Source organism: Arthrobacter cupressi, from assembly GCF_900099975.1.
Lineage (GTDB): Bacteria > Actinomycetota > Actinomycetes > Actinomycetales > Micrococcaceae > Arthrobacter > Arthrobacter cupressi.
Window position 1 is genome coordinate 214,364 of record NZ_FNEI01000005.1, and the last position, 20,885, is coordinate 235,248.

At 67.4% G+C, this 20,885-nt stretch carries 14 protein-coding genes; 3 read left to right on the top strand and 11 right to left on the bottom strand.

What is annotated here, in order from left to right:
- Positions 1-149 precede the first annotated feature (149 nt).
- On the top strand, positions 150-776 hold the full coding sequence (locus BLP88_RS08320) for an RcpC/CpaB family pilus assembly protein (RefSeq protein WP_245679808.1): 627 nt from the start codon (positions 150-152) through the stop codon (positions 774-776).
- A gap of 17 nt (positions 777-793) precedes the next feature.
- Here BLP88_RS08320 and BLP88_RS19295 read toward each other — a convergent pair whose 3' ends face one another.
- The 8 genes from BLP88_RS19295 to BLP88_RS08355 all read right to left on the bottom strand — a co-directional run bounded on the left by BLP88_RS19295 (position 794) and on the right by BLP88_RS08355 (position 11,818).
- Positions 794-1,075, bottom strand: coding sequence for a hypothetical protein (locus BLP88_RS19295; protein WP_373366884.1), 282 nt, complete (start codon positions 1,073-1,075; stop codon positions 794-796).
- Between the two features lie 6 nt (positions 1,076-1,081).
- Positions 1,082-5,047, bottom strand: a complete 3,966-nt coding sequence (locus BLP88_RS08325; RefSeq protein ID WP_373366885.1) for an AAA family ATPase — start codon at positions 5,045-5,047, stop codon at positions 1,082-1,084.
- A gap of 129 nt (positions 5,048-5,176) precedes the next feature.
- The gene (guaA, locus tag BLP88_RS08330; protein WP_074588371.1) at positions 5,177-6,769 is read right to left on the bottom strand and encodes a glutamine-hydrolyzing GMP synthase; all 1,593 of its coding nucleotides are present in this window, start codon (positions 6,767-6,769) and stop codon (positions 5,177-5,179) included.
- Between the two features lie 100 nt (positions 6,770-6,869).
- Positions 6,870-7,400, bottom strand: a complete 531-nt coding sequence (locus BLP88_RS08335) for a DUF3817 domain-containing protein (protein WP_074588373.1) — start codon at positions 7,398-7,400, stop codon at positions 6,870-6,872.
- Positions 7,397-8,230 carry an SURF1 family protein gene (locus tag BLP88_RS08340; RefSeq protein ID WP_074588374.1) on the bottom strand — a complete coding sequence of 278 codons (834 nt, stop codon included), beginning with the start codon at positions 8,228-8,230 and terminating at the stop codon, positions 7,397-7,399. The genes BLP88_RS08335 and BLP88_RS08340 overlap by 4 nt, the downstream gene beginning before the upstream one ends.
- A gap of 58 nt (positions 8,231-8,288) precedes the next feature.
- Positions 8,289-8,777 carry a PTS sugar transporter subunit IIA gene (locus BLP88_RS08345; RefSeq protein ID WP_074588376.1) on the bottom strand — a complete coding sequence of 163 codons (489 nt, stop codon included), beginning with the start codon at positions 8,775-8,777 and terminating at the stop codon, positions 8,289-8,291.
- A 51-nt stretch (positions 8,778-8,828) separates the two neighbouring features.
- Positions 8,829-10,589 (bottom strand): glycerol-3-phosphate dehydrogenase/oxidase, encoded by a 1,761-nt coding sequence (locus BLP88_RS08350; RefSeq protein ID WP_074588378.1) that lies wholly within the window; start codon positions 10,587-10,589, stop codon positions 8,829-8,831.
- A gap of 95 nt (positions 10,590-10,684) precedes the next feature.
- Positions 10,685-11,818 (bottom strand): GuaB3 family IMP dehydrogenase-related protein, encoded by a 1,134-nt coding sequence (locus BLP88_RS08355; protein ID WP_074588380.1) that lies wholly within the window; start codon positions 11,816-11,818, stop codon positions 10,685-10,687.
- A 189-nt stretch (positions 11,819-12,007) separates the two neighbouring features.
- Between BLP88_RS08355 and BLP88_RS08360 the strand changes: the two genes are divergently transcribed.
- The gene (locus BLP88_RS08360; RefSeq protein ID WP_074588382.1) at positions 12,008-13,909 is read left to right on the top strand and encodes a S8 family serine peptidase; all 1,902 of its coding nucleotides are present in this window, start codon (positions 12,008-12,010) and stop codon (positions 13,907-13,909) included.
- An 86-nt stretch (positions 13,910-13,995) separates the two neighbouring features.
- Here BLP88_RS08360 and BLP88_RS08365 read toward each other — a convergent pair whose 3' ends face one another.
- The 3 genes from BLP88_RS08365 to BLP88_RS08375 all read right to left on the bottom strand — a co-directional run bounded on the left by BLP88_RS08365 (position 13,996) and on the right by BLP88_RS08375 (position 19,731).
- Complete coding sequence (locus BLP88_RS08365) at positions 13,996-15,873, bottom strand: ABC transporter ATP-binding protein (RefSeq protein ID WP_074588384.1); 1,878 nt, start codon at positions 15,871-15,873, stop codon at positions 13,996-13,998.
- A 69-nt stretch (positions 15,874-15,942) separates the two neighbouring features.
- A complete protein-coding gene (gene guaB / locus BLP88_RS08370) occupies positions 15,943-17,454 on the bottom strand; it encodes an IMP dehydrogenase (protein WP_074588385.1) in 1,512 nt (503 codons plus the stop codon).
- 192 nt (positions 17,455-17,646) lie between these two features.
- A complete protein-coding gene (locus BLP88_RS08375; RefSeq protein WP_074588386.1) occupies positions 17,647-19,731 on the bottom strand; it encodes an acyltransferase family protein in 2,085 nt (694 codons plus the stop codon).
- Between the two features lie 150 nt (positions 19,732-19,881).
- On the opposite strand from BLP88_RS08375, the gene BLP88_RS08380 reads away from it, so the two are divergent.
- Positions 19,882-20,871 (top strand): DUF389 domain-containing protein, encoded by a 990-nt coding sequence (locus tag BLP88_RS08380; protein ID WP_074588388.1) that lies wholly within the window; start codon positions 19,882-19,884, stop codon positions 20,869-20,871.
- The last annotated feature ends 14 nt before the right edge of the window (positions 20,872-20,885 follow it).

Consider the following 20,885-nt stretch of genomic DNA (forward strand, 5'->3'; position numbering starts at 1 on the left):
GGCGGGCTGGCTAGCGTGGCTTCATGCCAACCAAGCCAGCCTCAAAGTTCCTGCGGGGACGCTCCGCAAATACGTCCCCGAAGCGCGGTTACCCAACGGCCCCTTCATTTCCCGTCCGCCGGTCGTTCCGCACACGCACGGGAGCGTGGTTGCTGCGCAACCGGCGCCTTGCCGTAGCCCTGCTGCTGTGCCTTGCCGCAGGCATCGCGGTCCACCAGCTCACGCCCGCCTCGGAGCGGAAAGTCCAGGTCCTGGTTGCGGCCAGGGACCTCCCGGCCGGCCTGGCCATCGGAAAATCGGACCTGGTTCCACGGGCCGTTCCGCCGGACATGATTCCCGCCGGCGCCCTGACCAGCGGGCAGCAGGTGCAGGGCCGGCAGCTTGCCGCGCCGCTGAGCAGCGGCCAGATCCCCACGGACGCCCAGCTGCTGGGTCCCGGCCTCCTCACCGGCGCGGAGGCGGGAGCGGCGGCCGTGCCTGTCCGGCTGGCCGATCCGTCATCCATCCAGCTGGTCTCTGCCGGGCAGCTGGTCAACATTGTGCTCACGGCATCGGACGGGCTGGGCGGAACCGGCGCCAAGCCGGAAACACTGGCCACAGGGGTTCCGGTGCTGTGGACCTCGGCGCAGGGCGGCAAGACCGGAGACTGGCTGGGAACACCGGACACCGAAGGACTCATGGTGGTTGCGGCGAACCCGGAGCAGGCCGGGAAGCTCGCCGGAGCCTCGACCCGGGGAAAGCTGTTCTTCGTCCTGGTTCCGAGCCCGGGTGCCTAGCCCCTAGCCCCGGTGCCTCAGCCCCAGTGCGGGGGCCTTTGTTCCTTCAGCCAGGCGTCGTGGTCGTAGCCACCATGGTCGCCCCAGCTTCCGGGCTCGTCCTCCGAGGCCACCTTGGGCAGGATCCCGCCGGAAGAGGGCTTCCGACGCGCGGCAGGTTTCCGCGCAGACCGCCCTTCCGGACTTTCCTGGACTTCTCCGGTGGCCCGGCCTGTCCCGGCGCCCTGGACTTCTTCCGGGCTTTCCTGGTTCATCCCGGCGCCCCGGTCGTCTTCCTTGCCGTGGGCTTCGGCGTCCATGCTGGGCTACTCCGCTTCCTGTTGCTTTTCCGGCCCTGGCTGCGCTTCCGCGGCCGGGCCCGGGGAGGACTGTGCGTGCTCCTCCTCCAATTGTCCATCCAGCTGACCGCCGCCAGCCTCGCCGCCCTCCGGTTCTTCGGCGTCCGGTTCTTCAGCGTCGGGGTCATCCACCTGCTGGTCCAGGAAGCCCTGTTCCGCTTCGGTGAACTTCCGCCCCACATTCTCCAGGCCCAGGTACGAAGCGATCCTATCCGCACACGAGGACGGGTCGGTGAAGACTTCGATGGTCCACAGGGACATGTAGCGCCAGCCCATGCGTTCGAGCAACTGGGGGCGCAGCCGGCTGCGTTCCCGGACGCTCATGCGCCGGTAGCGTTCCGTGCCGTCCGATTCGATCGCCACGGGGGTGGGAATTTCGCTGTCATCCCGTCCGATGGTGAGCACCGGGTCGGCCGCCGCGGCAATGTCCAAGGCTCCGTCGTAGTGGTGCCACACCCGGGCGCCGCGGGCGCGCAGGCGTTCGCCGAGGTCCGCGACGAGAGGATCCTCGCCGAGGGCTTGTTCGCTGGCGGCGGCCCTGATGGCGGGGGTGCCAAGGGTGGAGTTGCCGGAGACTTCACGGTCCAGCAGTTCGTGGAAGTCCACGGCCCCGTGTGACAGCCGGTCAAGGTCCAGGTCTTCCGGGCGGAAGCAGCTCAGGACGTGCAGGGAGCGCCTGGAACGGGTCATCGCGAGGGCGAACTTGTTCCGTCCGCCCTCCACCGAGAGCGGACCGAAGCTGTGCAGGGCGCGGCCGTGCGGGGTGCGGCCGTAGCCCAGGGAGAAGATCACGTGGTCCCGGACCAGGCCCTGGGCGCGCTCGAGGTCCACCACCCGGAAGGACTCCGGGCCGGCGCTGAAGAACCCGGCAAGGAGCGGGTGGTTCGGCAGCTGGAGACGGATGGCTTCACCGATCCTGGCGGCGTGGCGCAAGCTTGCGGTGACGACTGCCAGGCTGGTCCGCGGGCGCAGGGTGGCGTGTTCGAACACGAGGTCGACCACCCGGTTGACCTCCGCGGCCACGGACTCCACACCCTCATGGTCGGAGCTGGGCAGGCCTGTTCCGTCCGGGATGTATTCGACCACCACGGAACGGTCGAGCCCAGTGACGGACTGCCCGTCGGGCAGGCGGCGGAGGGCGCCGTCGTAATGATTCTTGCTCAGCTGCAAGACCAAATCCTCGTCCACGGCACGGTAGATCCAGTTCAGCTGCCAGGTGGGAAGGACCGAGGCCAAGGCGCTGAAGGCGCTGTCCACCGTTTCCTGTCCGTTTGTCCCGGGGATCCGTGGTTCGACGGCCACGCTGAAGCTGCGTGCGATGGCCGTCTTGGGGTCGCCGAACGCGATGACCTGCTTGGCCCGGGCGATTGCCGGCAGTGCCGCCTGCAGCGACATGGAAGCGGCGTCCAGGATGACGACGGCGTCGAAGGACTGTTCCGCGGGCAGCAGGCCGGTCAGCAGGTGCGGACTGAGCGACCAGACGGGCACGAGCAGCGGCACGAGGTCGGGCGCCTGCGCGCTCAGCGCGGGCAGGGTGATGCGGCCGTCCTTGATGAGGTTCCGGAGGAGTTCCGCCTGCCGGGGTTGCTCTGCGATGCCTGCGCGCCAGCGTTCGGCGAGCTGCCACCGCAGGCGCGCCGCGCCGCTGGCCACGTGGGCCTGGTCCGCAAGGCGGTACTCCGCCTCGAGCTTGCGCAGGGATTCGCCGTCGGACATCGCCAGATAGTCGTCACCGCTGATCATGGCCTCCAGCGCGGACTGCCACCAGGCCAGGTCCAGCTCCGCCGCGACCGAGTCGGGGCCCACCTCCCGGGCGGCGAGGTCGGCCAGCAGTTCTCCGAGGCCGTGCTCGCGCATGTCCTCGATGAGCAGGGTGCGCTCCGGGAGAGTTTCCAGCGTTTCCGAGTCCGCAACGAGGGATTCCAGGCGCGCCATGAGCTCCGGGTAGGGCGTCTCCCGGAGCTTGCCGCCGTCGCGGGTGTGCCTGAGGCGCTCCCCGAGCCTGGTGAGTTCACCGTCGAGTTCCTTATACGCGGTTCCCAGCTCCGCAAGTCCGGACGGGACTGCCGGGTGGCGCTGGCTCGTGGCATAGTCGGCCCAGAGGGTGCGCTGTTCCTGCACCAGGACCAAGGAGCTGTGCAGGTCGGCGATGTGGACGCCTGGCCGGACGTATTCCTTGGCCACGCGGCGCAGCCGGGAACGTTGCATGGAGGGCATCTCCAAGCCACGCTCGCGGCGCCATGCCGACGAGGCGGTGGCGGAAATCAGGTCGTGCACGGGGCGGTCGAAGATGTCCGGGGTGAACTTGTCCAGGCTTTCGCGCACGGCCATCAGCAGGTCGAGCTGGGCCCCCCATTCGGCGAAGGTTGTTCCCAGCCTGATCTCGGAATGGCCCGCCAGGGACTCCATGCGCTCCCTGAGGACCGGGAGCTGTTCGTGCGCGGCGCGGGCCAGTTCCTGCGCCTCCTCGGTCTCTTTGCGGGTCACCAGCCGGGCGCCGTACCACGGGCTGTTGACCGCTGCACTGCTGAAGCTGCCCAGTTCCGCCGCGCGGCGCAAGCGTCCTGCGAGCTCCTCACGGTCCTTGATGCTGTCCAGGACGCTGCGCTTCAGGCGGACGGTGGTGGCCGGTGCCGGGTGGATCGAAGTCAGCTCGGCCAGGGACTGCATGGCCTGGTAGGGCGAGCAACCCCACCGTTCCCGGACGTTGTGCAGGGATGCAACGTGGTCCAGGAGGGCGTGGCGGTGCTCCACGAGGGTGGTGTGCAGGTTGTCGAGCTGGGGTTCAAGGGATTTTTCGTTGCGGATGATCGCGCTCACCAGCTGCGTCTTGAGCTGTTGTGCGGGAACGCCGTAGCCCGGCCGGAACAGCAGGGACTCGAGGCCCAGCGCCTCCATGCCGGCGGCGAGGCCGTTGAGGCTGGTCCTCCGCTCCCCCACGACCAGGACCGAGCGTCCCTCTCCGACCAGTGCACCGATGGTGTTGATCGCGGTCTGCGTCTGGCCGCTGCCCGGAGGAGTGCTGACTGCAAGGGAGTCTCCGGCGCGGGCGGCGTCGATGACGTACTGCTGGTCGGTGTCTGCGTCCAGGAGCAGCAGTTCGTCGGCGGGATCGCGTTCGTCCAGTCCCGGAAAGCGGCCCGCCTGCACGGCAAGCGGCGCAACGTCCCCGCCGTTGGCCCGCGCCGACAGGGCGGCAACAACCGGATTGCCTTCATTGATCCACGGGTCGTCAAGGTTGCCCGAGAGGTCCGCCAGGGTGGTCACCAGCAGGTTCGGGGAAACCTCGGCGCCGTGGATCGGCTTGACGAGGGTGCCGATCCGGTCGAGCACGGGCAGCGGATCCAGCCGCGCCGTGTTGTATGCCATGCGTCCAACCGCCGCGGCGTCGAACACGATGCCATGGACGGTCTTCAGGTGCCGCACCAGTGCGGGGTTGATGGTGGCGGCCTCGGTGAGCTGCAGTTCGTAGTCGTCTTCGCCGGGACGCGCCGTCAGGGAAATGCCGGCGAGCATGACGGGTGCGGAAACACGCTGCGGTTTCCCGCCCACGGCGGAGGTCCAGACGACGGTCCCGCAGGAAAGGTAGCCGGCATCGACACCGCGGTCGTTGGAAAGCTCGAAGATCTTTGAACGCAGGTTGCGGGCGGCACGTGCGGCCACGAGGTACTGCTGGCGGTCACGGATCAGGGTCGACAGCCGGGTGCGGCGTCCCGCCAAAAGCTGGGCGAGCCCGGAGGGGTGGCCGCTGCTGAGGTCGATCGATCCCTCCGGCGTCTTCACGAAGCGCAGCATGGTGTCCGCACCGGTCACCGATTTCAGCCCGGAGAGCCATTTCCTGAGCTCCGCGGAGCTCTCTTCCTGGCTATGACCTACAGACACCGCTGCCTTCTTTTCTGTACTAGCGTGAGACGACTTGGACCAAATCGGCATACTTTCGAGGGTATCGGGAATCGGCCCTGGCTGAGGGACCGCAACACTGGCCGCAGGGCAAAAAATCCCGTGTTTCAGCCGCAAAAAGCAAGTGGCCGGCCTCCCTGAAGAGGCCGGCCACTCAGGACCTTATTCCCACTCGATGGTTCCCGGCGGCTTGCTGGTGACATCGAGCACCACCCGGTTGACGCCGTCGACCTCGTTGGTGATCCGGTTGGAAATCCGGGCCAGGAGTTCGTAGGGCAGGCGCGACCAGTCGGCCGTCATGGCGTCCTCGGAGGACACAGGGCGCAGCACGATCGGGTGGCCGTAGGTACGGCCGTCGCCCTGGACACCGACGCTGCGGACATCGGCCAGCAGGACGACCGGCATCTGCCACACCTCGTTGTCGAGGCCGGCGGCGGTCAGTTCCGCGCGGGCGATCGCGTCGGCCTTGCGCAGCAGGTCCAGGCGTTCCTTGGTGACCTCGCCGACGATGCGGATGCCGAGGCCCGGGCCCGGGAAGGGCTGGCGGCCGACGATTTCCTGGGGCAGGCCGAGCTGGGCGCCGACGGCGCGCACCTCGTCCTTGAACAGGGCGCGGAGCGGTTCGACCAGTTCGAACTGCAGGTCCTCGGGCAGGCCGCCCACGTTGTGGTGGCTCTTGATGTTCGCCGCACCTTCGCCGCCGCCGGATTCGACGACGTCCGGGTACAGGGTGCCCTGGACGAGGAACTTGATCTTTTCGCCTTCGGCCGCGGCCTGGGCGATGATGGCCCGCTCGGCTTCCTCGAACGCGCGGATGAATTCGCGGCCGATGATCTTGCGCTTGGTTTCGGGATCGCTCACGCCGGCGAGGGCGTTCAGGAAGCGCTCCTGTTCGTTGGCGACATAGAGGTTCACGCCGGTGGCGGCGACGAAGTCGCGTTCGACCTGCTCGGCCTCGCCCTCGCGCAGCAGACCGTGGTCAACGAACACGCAGGTGAGCTGGTCGCCGACGGCGCGCTGCACCAGTGCGGCGGCCACGGCGGAGTCAACGCCGCCGGACAGGCCGCAGATGACCTTGGAATCGCCGATCTGCTGGCGGATCCGCTCCACCTGCTCTTCGACGATGTTGCCGGTGGTCCAGTTGGGCTCGAGCCTGGCGCCCTTGAAGAGGAAGTTTTCCAGGACCTGCTGGCCGTTGGTGGAGTGCTTCACCTCGGGGTGCCACTGCACGCCGTACAGGGCCTTCTCCTCGTTGGCGAAGGCCGCCACGGGAGCGCCTGCGGTGGTTGCCAGGACCTCGAAGCCGGCGGGTGCTTCATGTACGGAGTCGCCGTGGCTCATCCAGGTGTTCTGGGACTCGGGGGTGCCCTCGAGGATGGAGCGTGCGCCGCCGCCCACGGTCGTGGCCTCGGTGGCACCGTATTCGCGCAGGCCGGTCTGGGCTACCTTGCCGCCCAGCGCGTTGGCCATGGCCTGGAAGCCGTAGCAGATGCCGAAGACCGGGACACCGGCTTCGAACAGGTCGGCTCCAACGCTGGGAGCACCCTCGGCGTAAACGCTGGAGGGGCCGCCGGAAAGGATGATCGCTGCCGGGTTCTTGGCCAGGAGCTGCTCGGTGGTGAAGGTGTGCGGAACGATTTCCGAATACACGTTTGCTTCACGGACGCGGCGGGCAATCAGCTGCGCGTACTGGGCACCGTAGTCAACAACCAGCACCGGCTTCTGGGAAGTCTGGGGCGCGGTGGGAGTAGTCACCAGAACAGCCTACTTTGCCCGGCTGCCCCGGTGCATCTTCGCTCCAGCCAACGGGCGCCCAAAACGGGTCGCACGTCAGCAATCTCACACCGGGAAGGACTCAGTAGCGCTTGGACGCCTGCGGGTTGGCGGCCAGTTCGGCCTCGACCTCGGCGTGGAACTTCTTCTCCACGATGAAGGACATCAGCGGCACTACACCGCCCAGCGCGAGCAGGATGAACTTGGTGAAGGGCCAGCGCATGAGGGACCACAGCCTGAAGTCCGAGATGAGGTACACCACGTACATCCATCCGTGGACAATCAGCACGGTCACGGACAGGTTCACGCCGCCGATGACCCCCTTGGGTTCGGAGGCTGCCAAGCCGAAGCCGAAGGGCCGTCCGGTCAGCGCATCGGTACCGCCGGCGTAGAGCGAGACACCGAAGGCGTACCGGGCGATCAGTTCGACGCACAGCAACAGCAGCATGATGCCGGTGAGGTAGGCCATCACCTTGTAGAACTTCAACGCCGAGCGGATCTGCGCCTCGGTCCCGCCGAAGCGGCGCTTCTTGGAGGCCGGGCGGCCGTCCGAGGCACCGGACTGCGAGGTACCGGACTCGTTGGAGGGGACTGCCGGTTTCGGCTCAATCATGGCTGCACCTTTTGTTCTGGGCTTGCTGTTGGCGTTTCGTCGTCCGGGACGTTCTCGTCCGGGAGATCCTCTTCGAGGTCACGGCGGTGGTCGTCGGCCACCAAGCGCCACCAAATGTAGAGCGCGAAGCCGGCGAAGACCACCCACTCCACGGAGTAGAAGAGGTTCAGCCAGTTGATCTGCTGTGCCGGCGGCTGGGCCGGGATGTTCAGGGCCTTCATTTCCGCGGGAAGGGCCACGGCCTTCCCGCCGCTGTTTTCAGCGGTGGCGGCGACGAACCCCGGGTAGCTGGAGATCTCCCAGCGGTTGATGAGCTCGGCGACGGACACCGCCGAAGCCCGCCCCGCACCGGCGTCGACGTTGGGCAGGGGCGCTTCCGAAGGAAGGAGCCGCCCGGTCAGCTCAATAGTGCCCGACGGCGGCGGGCCGGCTTGGCCGGGTTCCTCCACCCATGCGCGGGCCACCGGGATCCAGGTCTTCGCGGAGGCGCCGGCGCCGCGGAGGGCGGGTGCGCCGTCGACGGCGAAAGCCGAGACGATCCAGTAACCCTTCTTGCCGTCCTTGAGCCGGTTTTCGACGAGGAGCTGTTTCGCGGGGTCGTAGCTGCCGGTGGCACTGACCATCTGGTCCGCGACGGCGCCGGGAAAGTAGGTGCCGGGCCGCAGGAGGGTGGTGAGGGCCTTGGTTTCCTCGATCTGCGGCGAGACGGGAACCTCGCTCTGGGTGGACCGTCCGAACTGCCACTGGCTCAGCAGCACGAACACCCCGGAAAGCAGGAGCGCAAAGACAAGCCCTGCGATCCAGCGGGGTTTCAGAGCGGTTTTCAACACCCCTTAACCGTACTTCGTCAGGCTGTAGAACAGCTAAACGGGAGGGGGCAAGAGGCCTTTAGTGGTCGAAGAACACCAGGCTGGAGTTGATCAGCTCGGCGATGACTTCCGCGTCGTGGGCGCGGCGCAGGGATTCCCGGAAGGATTCCTTGGACAGCGAGCGGGCCATGGTTGCCAGGACTTCGAGGTGGTCGGAGAAGGAGCTGGGCGGGGTGGCGATCAGCAGGACCAGGGTGGCCGGACCGTCCGCGGCGCCGAAGTCCAGGGAGTGGCCGAACTTGGTGACGCCCACGGCGATCGAGATGCGGGAGACGAACTCGCTGCGGGCGTGGGGCAGGCCGATGCCGCCGGGCAGGCCTGTGGCCATCTGGTGTTCGCGGGCGTTGACCTGGCCCAGGAAGCCGTCGAGGTCAGTGATCCGGCCATGGGCGTGGAGGCGTTCGGCAAGCTGTGCGGTGGCTTCGCCCTTGTCCGCGGCTTCCAGTTCAAGGATGACCAGGTCCGGTGTGGTCAGGTCCGCATCATACGGGTCCAGTGTTTCCGCCAAAGTTGATTCCCTCCAGTGTTCGTCCCCCGGGTGTACTTCCCCGGCCCGGGTTCAGCGCAGGGGAACGATGTCATCCACCCCCATGCGGGCAGCGTCCGCGGACTCGTCGTCGGGCTGCTCCTGGCTGAGCCGTTCCGCTTCGACGCGGGCAAGGTAGTGCTTGATTTCGCTTTCCCGCTGGGTATCGCTCCAGCCGAGGATTTCACCCATCAGCTTAGCGACTACGGGGACCGCGGACACTCCCCGGTCCCACGCCTCGATGGAAATGCGGGTCCGGCGGGTCAGCACGTCATGCACGTGCCTGGCACCTTCGTGGGTGGTGGCGTAGACGACCTCGGCCGCCAGGTAGTCGTCGGCACCCGGCAGGGGCTCGGCGAGTTCCGGGAGCTCCCTGATCAGCGCCAGGACGTCGGTGGCCATGGATCCGTACCGGTTCAGCAGGTGTTCGACGCGGGCCACGTGCACGCCGAATTCCTCCGCCAGGCGGGACCGGCGGTTCCAGGCGGCTTTGAACCCTTCGGCCCCCAGCAGCGGGATGGTCTCGGTGCAACTGGCCGCAACGCGCTCGTCCATGGCCCGGGTGGCTTCGTCCACGGCGTCCTTGGCCATGACGCGGTAGGTGGTGAACTTTCCGCCGGCCACGACCACCAGGCCCGGCACCGGGTGCGCCACCACGTGTTCGCGGGAGAGCTTGGCGGTGGAGTCGCTCTCCCCCGCCAGCAGGGGCCGCAGGCCGGCGTAGACGCCTTCGACGTCTTCCCTGGTCAAAGGGCGCTTCAGCACTTTGTTGACGCGTTCCAGCACGTAGTCGATGTCTTTCGAGGACGCCGCCGGGTGCGCCTTGTCCAGCGTCCAGTCGGTGTCTGTGGTGCCGATGATCCAGTGCCGGCCCCACGGAATGACGAACAGCACGGATTTCTCGGTCCGCAGGATCAGGCCCACGGTGGACTGGAAACGGTCCCGCGGCACCACCAGGTGGATGCCCTTGGATGCTCGCACTTTGAGCTGGCCGCGGTCGGTCACCATGGCCTGGGTTTCATCCGTCCAGACGCCGGTGGCGTTGACCACCTGCTTGGCGCGGATTTCGAAGGTGCTGCCGTCCTCCTGGTTCTCCACCTTCGCGCCCACCACCCGCTCGCCTTCCCGCAGGAAAGAGACCACGCGCATCCGGTTCACGGCGTGTGCACCGTAACGGGCCGCCGTCCGGACGACGTTGACCACCAGCCGGGCGTCGTCCACCTGGGCGTCGTAGTACCGGATGGATCCAACGAAGGCGTCGTTCTTCAGGCTGGGCGCGGCCCGCAGGGTGCCGCGCCGGAAGAAGTGCTTGTGCCGGGGGACACCGCGGCTGTGGCCGGAGGTCAGGCCGAGGGTGTCGTACAGGAAGATGCCGGCACCCACATAGGGCCGCTCCCAGAAGCGCCGCGTGAGCGGGTACAGGAACGGAACCGGCCGGACCAGGTGCGGGGCGATCTGCTGGATGAGCAGGCCCCGCTCCTGCAGGGCCTCCTGCACCAGGGCGAAGTCGAGCATCTCCAGGTAACGCAGGCCGCCGTGGATGAGTTTGGACGAACGGGACGAGGTCCCCGATGCCCAGTCCCGGGTTTCCACAATGCCCACGGAGAGGCCGCGGGTCACGGCGTCCAGGGCAGCACCGGCGCCCACCACCCCGCCGCCCACAATGAGGATGTCCAGTTCCTTGCCGGGCTCGGTGGTGGCTTTGAGCACGTCAATGGATTCGGTCCTCGCCTGCGGACTCAGTGCACCGTCCGGTGCGTTGAATGCCTGCGAACCACCTGCTGCCCTGCCCATTGGACGCCTCCCATCGCGCGTTCAGCCCGTCAATCCCCCCAGACTACTTGCTGAGTCCGGGCTTGGGCAGAGAATGCGGTGCGACTGCGGGAGGCTCAGCCGAGGTAAGGAGAGACGACGACGTCGACCCGCTGGAATTCCTTCAGGTCCGAGTAGCCGGTGGTCGCCATCGAGCGGCGCAGCGCACCGATGAGGTTGGAGGTGCCGTTGGTGTGGTGGCCCGGGCCGAAGAGCACTTCCTCGAGCGGGCCGACGGTGCCGACGTTGACGCGGTCGCCGCGCGGCAGTTCGAGGTGGTGGGCCTCCTGCCCCCAGTGCCAGCCCTTGCCGGGCGCCTCTTCGGCGCGTGCCAGGGCGCTGCCGAGCATGACGGCGTCGGCGCCCATCGCGATGGCCTTGACGATGTCTCCCGAGCTGCCCATGCCGCCGTCGGCGATGACGTGCACGTAGCGGCCGCCGGACTCGTCAAGGTAGTCGCGGCGGGCGGCTGCGACGTCGCTGATGGCAGAGGCCAGGGGCGAGTGGATGCCCAGCGCGCGCCGGGTGGTGGTCGTGGCGCCGCCGCCGAAGCCGACCAGGACGCCGGCCGCGCCAGTGCGCATGAGGTGCAGTGCCGGGGTGTAGCCGGCGGCACCGCCCACGATGACGGGGACGTCGAGTTCGTAGATGAACTTCTTCAGGTTCAGCGGTTCGTGATTCTTCGAGACATGCTCGGCGGACACGGTGGTGCCACGGATGACGAAAATGTCGACGCCGGCGGCGACCACGGTCTTGTAGTGCTCCTGCGTGCGCTGCGGCGTCAGGGAGCCGGCCACGGTGACGCCGGAAGCGCGGATCTCGGCGAGCCGGCTGGTGATGAGTTCGGGCTGGATGGGCGCCTTGTACAGCTCCTGCATGCGCCGGGTGACGGCGGGGCTGGCCGTTTCGTCGGCGAGCGCGGCGATTTCATCCAGGACCGACTGCGGGTCCTCGTACCGGGTCCAGAGGCCTTCCAGGTCCAGCACGCCCAGCCCGCCGAGGCGGCCCAGCGCGATGGCGGTTTCGGGGGACATGGCCGAGTCCATCGGTGCGGCGATCACCGGCATTTCGAACTTATAGGCGTCGATCTGCCAGGAGACGGAGACGTCCTTGGGGTCGCGGGTCCTGCGGTTGGGGACGATCGCAATGTCATCCAGGGAGTAGGCACGACGCCCACGCTTGCCACGGCCAATCTCAATCTCATAAGTCACGCGCCCTACTTTACTGGACCCCCTTCGCGGAACCGATTCGACCGAATGAGTAAAGGCTTCACAAAATGTGAAAGAACTCTTTACAAATATTGACACGACCAATAGATTTCTCTCGGTTGCGGAAACCCTCTGCGCCAGCCTCCTTATTTTCATCGCCCGGGACCACACGCGCCCGGAGACAGGAACACCATGGAGAAGACCCTTTCGAGCCGCCGGAAGTACAGCGGCCTTGCGTTATCGACCGCCGTGCTGGCCGGACTTATGTCCTTCGGCACGGCACCGGCCGGCGCCACCACGCCTTCCCCCTCCGGCACGGGAACAGCCGCTGTCGGGACCGTGCAGCCGGGCGAGCAGTACTCGCAGTTCATCGTCCAGTACAAGGCCGGCGCACAGGGCGCCACACCTGCTGCCCGGGCTAACGCGTGGGGCAAAGCCGCCAAGGACCTTGGCATCACCGCCCGTGAAGTCCGCGGCCTGGCCACCGGCGCCACACTCGTCGCCAGTTCCCGGGCCCTGGACGCCCGGCAATCGGCGGAATTCATGAACGGGCTGGCAGCCTCAGGTGCCGTCGAGTACGTCGAACCGGACGCGCGGATGCGGGCCAGCCTGACTCCCAACGATCCCCGCTACGGCGAGCAGTGGGACTTCACCGGCACCAACGGCATGCGGATTCCGGGCGCGTGGACCACCTCCACCGGTTCCGGATCTGTGGTCGCCGTGATCGACACCGGCATCACCGCCCACCCCGATCTGGACGCCAACATCCTCCCGGGCTACGACTTCATCGCCGACTCCGCCGCGGCCCGTGACGGCAACGGCCGCGACGCCAACCCGCAGGACCAGGGTGACTGGTACACCAGCGGTGAATGCGGGGATTCCAGCAGCTCGAACTCCTCCTGGCACGGCACGCACGTTGCCGGCACCGTTGCCGCCGTCACCGGGAACGCGACCGGCGTGGCCGGCGTCGCCCCCGACGCGAAGGTGGTGCCCGTCCGCGTGCTGGGCAAGTGCGGCGGCATGCTCTCGGACATCGCCGACGCGATCGTCTGGGCCTCGGGCGGCACGGTAACCGGCGTCCCCGCCAACGCCAACCCGGCCAAGGTGATCAACATGAGCCTTGGAGGTTCGGGGAGCTGCGCCACCACCTACCAGAACGCCATCAACAGTGCCGTGAACCGCGGCACCACCGTGGTGGTGGCCGCTGGAAACGAGGGCGCCAACGCCTCCACCGCGCAGCCCGCCAACTGCGGGAGCGTGGTTACGGTCGCCGCCAGCAACAACAGCGGCGGCCTGTCCTACTACTCGAACTACGGCAGTGCCGTCGACCTCACCGCCCCCGGAGGCGATACCCGCCAGAGCGGTGGCGGCATCCTCTCCACCCTGAACACGGGCACCACCACGCCGTCCTCGGCCGGCTACGCCTGGTACCAGGGCACTTCCATGGCCACCCCGCACGTTGCCGGCCTCGTGGCGCTGATGAAGTCGGCCGACCCCTCCCTGACCCCGGCTCAGGTCGAATCGACCCTGAAGCAGGGCACCCGCCCCATGCCGGCCGGCTGCACCCTCGGCTGCGGCGCCGGGCTCTCGGACGCCACCGCCACCCTGGCGCTGCTCGGCGGAACCACCCCGCCGCCGTCGGGCAATGTCCTGCTCAACCCGGGCTTCGAATCCGGTTCCGCGTCCTGGACATCTAACAAGAGCGACACCTTCGAAAGTGGCAGCTCGGCCCGCACGGGCACCGGCTACGCGGCCCTGAACGGCTGGGGCCAGTCCACCAGCTACACGCTCGACCAGAAAGTGACAGTGCCCGGCGGCAGCGGCGCGGGCTCGTTGTCCTTCTACCTGCGCGTGCTCAGCAATGAAGGCACCACCACGGCCTACGACACCCTCAAGGTCCAGGTCATCGACGGCGCCACCACCACGACGCTGGCCACCTACTCCAACAAGGACAAGGGCAGCAGCTACGTGCAGCGCGCACTGGACATGTCCGCCTACAAGGGCAAGACCGTCACTGTGCGCTTCCTGGGCACCGAGGACTACTCGTACTCCACCACGTTCCAGCTGGACGACACCTCGGTGGCGGTCTCCTGACCGCTCACTGAGCCGGCTGCGTAACAGCACGACGGCGGTGTCCCCACCTCAACGGGGGCGCCGCCGTCGCGCGTTTTGGAAGCTCCTCAGGAGTCGTCCTGGATGCTCCCGTCCAGGCTGAGCTGGGATTCGAACATCCGGAAGTAGCGTCCGCGCAGGGCCACGAGTTCCTTGTGGGTCCCCTGTTCCACGATCCTGCCGTCTTCGAGCATGTAGACGATGTCGGCCTTTTCGATGGTGGCGAGGCGGTGGCTGATGGCGATGATCGTGCTGCGGCGGTCGGCGAAAAGCCGGGTGAAGATGCGGTGTTCGGCGAGGGCGTCGATGGCCGACGTGGGTTCGTCCATGACCATGAAGGCCGCCCGGCGGTAGAAGTTCCGGGCCATGGCGAGCCGCTGCCACTGGCCGCCGGACAAGCCGCTGCCCTTGCGCCCGCGCGGATCCTCCATCCAGTTGCTCACGTGGTTATCGAGGCCGTTGGGCAGCTTGTTGATGAAGTCCAGGGCTTCGGCGTCGGCGGCGGCTTTGCTGACCCGGGCGTCGTCACGGGCCTCGTCGACGTCACCGTAGTAGATGTTGTCCGCGGCCGTGGCGAACTCGTACTTGAGGAACTCCTGGCTGAGCACAGCGAGGTGCCGGTGCCAGCTCTTGACGTCCAGGGTGGCAAGGTCGACGCCGTCGAGCAGGACCTGCCCCGAGTCGGGGCTGTACAGTCCCGCGAGGATCCGGATGAGCGTCGATTTCCCGGCGCCGTTCTCCCCCACGATGGCGATGTGCTGCCCCTGACCGATGGTGAGGGAAACACCCTTGATGACCTCGATGTCGCTTCCGGTGTAGCTGAAGCGGATGTCCCGCAGTTCGACGGTCCGCGGCGCGGCGGCCAGCGCCGGGGCCTGGCCGGAGTGAACCGGGAGGGTCATGAAGAGCTCGTAGTCCTTCAGGTTGGCGAGGTCCTCGTCAATGGAGCTCAGCGAGGAGACCAGGTTGTTCGCCGTGGACAGCGCGCGGCTGACGATCTGCTGCACGTAGAGGAACTGGCCCACCGGCTGGGCCCGGGCAATGATCTGCCCCACCACCCAGATCAGGGAGACGACTTCCGCGCCGTACTGCAGGGCGTCAGCGGCCAGTTGCTTGGGGATGTAGCGCTTCTGGAAATCCAGGCGGCGCCGTTCATCGGCGTCGCGCAGCCGCGAGCGCAGCTCCATGAGGAACCCGACGATCCCGTACAGGCGCATCTCGGCGATGTGCTGCGGGCGGAGCAGGTTTGTTTCGATCATCCGCCGCTGCCTGCGGGAATCCACCTGGGTGTTCCAGTGGGCGATCTGTTCCCGGGAGAGCTTGAACTGCAGGTACACGCTGGGAACGATCGCCACCAGCACGATCGCGGCGATCCACCAGCTGACCAGCAGCAACGCCCCGACGGCCAGCACCACGGAGACGAGTTGGGTGAAGATGGCCGCGATCCGGTCCAGCACGCGCGCGTAGGAATCGGAGAAGCGCTTGGCGCGGTCGTAGAGATCCACTGTCTCTTTGTCGTCGTAGCGCCAGAATTCCAGGGCCAGGAAGCGCTCGTACATCTGGTCGCCCACAATGGCCCCGACACGGAAGCTCATGAGTTGCTGGATGTAGCGGTCAACGCTGCTGAAGGCGCCCCAGAACAGTCCCAGCGCCGCAGTGATGATGACGTACAGGACGGCCTGCGGGCCGGCGTCGGGATCCCCGGCATAGCCGGCGGCCAGCGCCGTGGTGGTGAGCGAGGCGAAGTAGGTGGTGACGAGCGGCAGGAGCGCCGAAACCAGCGAGCCGGCCACCTTCATGATGACCGCGGCGGGCGAAGCCTGGAAGCTCACCTTGAGGACCTGCCCGACGGCGCGGGCGTACGGCCGGAGCGCAAGCCTGCGGGGCGGGTCCTTGCTTAGCCGGACCGAGGCCGGGTGCCGCGGTTCCGCGGGCCTTTCAGACATGCGTCCAGCCTAACGCGCCCTTAAACAGCTGTTCCCCGCGGATTTCTCCACGGGGAACAGCAACGGGTGTTAGCGGGAACCGTAGTTCGGCGCCTCAACCGTCATCTGGATGTCGTGCGGGTGCGATTCCTTCAGGCCGGCGGCCGTGATGCGGACGAACTTTCCGCGGGCCTTGAGCTCGGGGATGGTGGGGGCACCGGTGTAGAACATGGTCTGGCGCAGGCCGCCGACCAGCTGGTAGGCCACCGAGGACAGCGGGCCGCGGTAGGCGACGCGGCCCTCGATGCCTTCGGGGATGAGCTTGTCGTCACCGGAGACATCCGCCTGGAAGTAGCGGTCCTTGGAGTACGAGGTGTTCTTGCCGCGGGACTGCATGGCGCCCAGCGAACCCATGCCGCGGTAGCTCTTGTACTGCTTGCCGTTGACGAAGATCAGGTCGCCCGGGGACTCGTCGCAGCCGGCCAGGAGGGAGCCAAGCATCACGGTGTCGGCGCCCGCCACGAGGGCCTTGCCGATGTCGCCCGAGTACTGCAGGCCGCCGTCGGCGATCAGCGGGACGCCGGCCGGGATGGCGGCCTTGGCGGATTCGTAAATGGCGGTGATCTGCGGGACGCCGACGCCGGCCACCACGCGGGTGGTGCAGATGGAGCCGGGGCCCACGCCCACCTTGATGCCGTCCGCGCCGGCGTCGATCAGTGCCTGCGCGCCTTCGCGGGTGGCTGCCTGGCCACCGATGATGTCCACGTGCGCGGCGGCCTTCTCGGCCTTCAGGCGGGCGATCATGGTCAGCACGCCCTGCGAGTGACCGTTGGCGGTGTCCACGAAGAGCGCGTCCACGCCGGCGTCGATCAGGGTCATGGCCCGTTCCCAGCCGTCGCCGAAGAAGCCGATCGCCGCACCGACGCGCAGGCGGCCTTCGTCGTCCTTGGTGGCCAGCGGGTACTGCTCCGCCTTGGTGAAGTCCTTGGTGGTGATAAGGCCCTGGAGGCGGCCCAGCTCGTCGACGAGCGGGAGCTTTTCGATCTTGTTCTTGGCCAGGAGGTCGGAGGCCTCTTCACGGCTGATGCCCACACGGCCGGTGATCAGCGGCATCTTGGTCATGACTTCGCTGACCAGGCGCGACGGGTATTCGCTCTCCGGGACGAAGCGGGTGTCGCGGTTGGTGATGATGCCCAGCAGGCGGTTGTCGGCGTCGACGACCGGCAGGCCGGAAACCCGGTAGCGGGCACAGAGCTGGTCCAGTTCCTGCAGGGTGGCTTCGGGGCCGATGACCAGCGGGTTGGTGATCATGCCGGATTCGGAACGCTTCACGCGGTCCACGTGGTCCGCCTGGTCGGCAATGGAGAGGTTCCGGTGGATGACGCCGAGGCCACCCTGGCGGGCCATGGCAATCGCCATGCGGGACTCGGTGACAGTGTCCATCGCGGCCGACAGCAGCGGGGTCTGGACCGTGATTCGCTTGGAGATGCGGGAGGAAGTGTCCGCGTCGGACGGGATGACGTCGGTGTGGCCCGGCAGGAGCAGGACGTCGTCGTAGGTCAGGCCTACAAAGCCGAAGGGATCGTGTTCGGGCTGGGTCATGAGTGCGCCTCTTACCGTGTTTCGTGGGGTCTAAAGGGTAGGGGTTGCAACAGATGACCAACCCGTCATTACGGGACTGGCCTGTGCAGGTGTTGAGTAAATATTAGAACCTTGGGGACGATCCCCATATTCCACGGCGGCAATGTGAGCAAGCGCACCCGGCCGCGCGCCGCCGTCAGGCATTCAGCCCGGTTATTTCCATTTGGTGGCGGCCAGCAGGCGGCGCTCGAACATCGGAATCATTGTCTCGACGTAGGTGCGCGTCAGGTGGTTTTCGTCCTTGTAGACATAGACGTTTCCGACCACGGCAGGGCAGACGCCTTCGGCGCAGATGAAGTCGCTCATGTCCATCAGGTAGAGCCCCTTCACCTTGCCGCGGTAATCGTCCAGCGGCGAGGACGCGGCCAAGGATTCCGCCAGCGGGGTGTTGCAGTCCGGGGAATCCGGGCCCTTCTTCTGCACGCATTCGGGCATGTTGATGGCAAAGCGGGGGTTGTCGCGGATCCCCACGACGTCAATGCCGGCGTCGGCGAACGGCTTGATGCCTTCCAGGTACCCGGGGACCTCGGTCTCGAACGGCGCCTCGACATGGGTCAGGGACGCCACCGTGAACACCGCATCCGGTTTATGCTCCAGCACGTACGCCGCGCTTGCCTTGTTGAAGTCGTTGCAGTCCTGGGTGCGTTCGGGCGTCTCGGCACCGAAACGGCAGTTTCCCTTGAAGAGGGTGACGATTTCCCAGCCGTGCTGCTTGGCAATAGGGCCGAGCGCGGCCATGTATTGCTGGGCGTGCGAGTCGCCGAGCGCCACGATGTGCTTGGTGGGCTTGGCGTCCGGGCTGATCTGCAGGCAGCCTTGGAGCAGAGGATCGGTGGGCACGTTGGCCCCCGTGCACAGCCCGTCCACGTGGGCCCATTCATCGTCCATCGCCGAGGGGCCGGGGATGATCCGGGCCTCCGGCGTGGGCTTGCCGGCGTTCTCCGGTTTGAGGGCAGCCGCACCCGGGGTCAGTTCCTTGGGCTGTGCGGCGATGGCCGCGTTTTCCGCGGCGATCATGCCCTGCCAGGCGCTCAGCGGCACCGCGAGGAGGGTGCCGCAGGCGGCAATCACGACGGCGGTGCGCCAGGTCCGCAACTTCGGCCAGTGCCACTCGCGCAGCGGTGCCTCGACGTAGCGGCTGGTGCCGACCGCCAGGAGCAGGGAGACCGCGAGGATGCCCAGGCCCAACCACAGGTCCGGCGCGGCCAGGCCCGTGGCGAGGAGGGTGAACACCAGCAGCGGCCAGTGCCAGAGGTAGAGCGCGTAGGAGTGACCGCCCAGCCAGACGAGCGGTTTGGAACCGAGCAGGCGGTCCACGCCGAAACGGCTGCCGCTCTGCCCCGCCACGATGATCGCGGCCGCGGCAAGGGTGGGCCAGAGGGCAACGAAACCCGGGAAGGAACGGTCCACGGTGAGCAGCAGTCCGCAGGAGAGCATCGCGGCCAGGCCCGTCCAGCCCAGCAGCACCCGCAGCCAGCGTCGCGGGGAAAGGTACGGCAGGGCCAGGGCAAGCAGCGAGCCGAGCGCGAATTCCCAGAGCCGCGCCCGGGTGTCGAAGTACGCGTAGGCCTGGTTGGACGCCGTCTGCTCCACCGAGTAGGCCAGGGACACAGCGAAAACCGCACCAAAGACGATGAAGAGGGTGCCGCGGTAGCCCAGTCGGCACAGCGGGGCGAGGGCGCCGCGGAACGGCACCCTGCGCAGGAGCGGCACCACAACGGCCACGGCTGCGAAGATGAGCGGCCACAGGATGAAGACCTGGCCCTGGATGGACAGCGACCAGAAGTGCTGCAATGGGCTCGCGCCGGAGTGGTTCTGCGCGTAGTAGTCGACGGCGGCATCCGCCAGCTGCCAGTTCTGCCGGTAGAACAGCGTGGCCCAGGCCTCGTCCAGGAGGCTGCCCCAGCGGGTCTGCGGGACCAGGATCCACATTCCGGCGAGGACGCCGAGGATCACCACCACCACGGCCGGAAGGAGGCGGGTGAAGACGTGGAGCCAGTGCTTGAGCAAGCGCAGTTCCCGGCCTTGCTCGAGCTTGCGGGTGAAGGACAGGGTGAGGAAGAAGGCCGAGACGAGAAGGAAGACATCGACGCCGCCGGAAACCTTGCCGAGCCAGATGTGGTAGCTGGCGACCATGAGGACCGCCAGGGCACGCAGCCCCTGGACCTCGGGACGGAAATCGCTTTTCGCCCCGCTGCCGCCCTGTTTCGTGGCAGCCTTCGGTGCCGTGTTTCCCATAGTCATGACCTGTACAGATTCCTCAACGCTCGTAACCCTGACCCTTCATGTTACCAATCCGTTACCTGCCGCGGCGAATCACAAGCAGGCTGACCAAGGTGCGGGACCTAAGCTGGGGCGAGAATTGCGCACACATCGACAGGGGTCCAGGTGATTGTCCAGCTCCGCATCTGCGTCCCGGCGGAGTTGTCCGCCGCCGTCGTGGACCAATGCATGGCCCACGCCGGCAGCGCCGAGATCTCCATCGATCGGGGTTCCTCCGTGGTTCCCGCCGGCGACGTCATCACAGTGCAGCTTGCCCGCGAGGCCGTGGAAGGCCTCATGGAGGAACTCCACGGCCTGAGGGTTCCGGAGCTCGGTTCGATTTCAGCCAGCACACCGGAACTGGTCCTGTCGAAACGGGCGGACAAGGCAGCGGCGGCAGTCCCGGGCGAGGGTTCGGATGCCATCATCTGGGACGAAGTGTCACGCCAGACGGGCGAGGACTCGCGGTTGACCTGGAGCTACCTGGCGTTCCTGGTGATCGCCACCCAGCTGGCCGGGATCGGGATCGTCACCGATTCCACCATCGCGATCGTCGGCGCAATGGTGGTGGGCCCGGAGTTCGGCCCGCTCGCAGCCCTGGCCTTCGGGCTCGTCGAGCGCAAATGGACCATGGTGCGCGCCGCGGCTGCGGCCCTGGCCGTGGGCTTTCCCGTGGCCATGATGGTCACGGCCGCCGCGGCCTGGTCCTCCTTGCCGCTGGGCCTCTTCGCCGACGACGCCCTGGACAAGGGCTCGGCCGTGGAGTTCATCTACCACCCCGGGCCGTACTCGCTCATCGTGGCCGCCCTGGCCGGCGCCGCGGGAATGCTCTCGATGATCAGCCGGCGCTCGTCCGCCCTGATCGGAGTCTTCATTTCGGTGACGACTGTGCCGGCGGCCGGGTACGTCGCCGTCGCCCTGGTCATGGGCGAGACCGGCAAGGCCGCCGGATCGGCAATGCAACTGCTGCTGAACCTCGCCGGGATCGTGCTGGCGGCCGCGGCAGTGCTCCTGTTCTTCAAATTCACCCAGCGGCGCACCGAATCCAGGCGCATCGATGCCAGGCGTGCCGCGGACCGCAGGAAACCTGGCGCTCCCCGCCCCGAGCGGCGCTAGGAACAACAAATGGC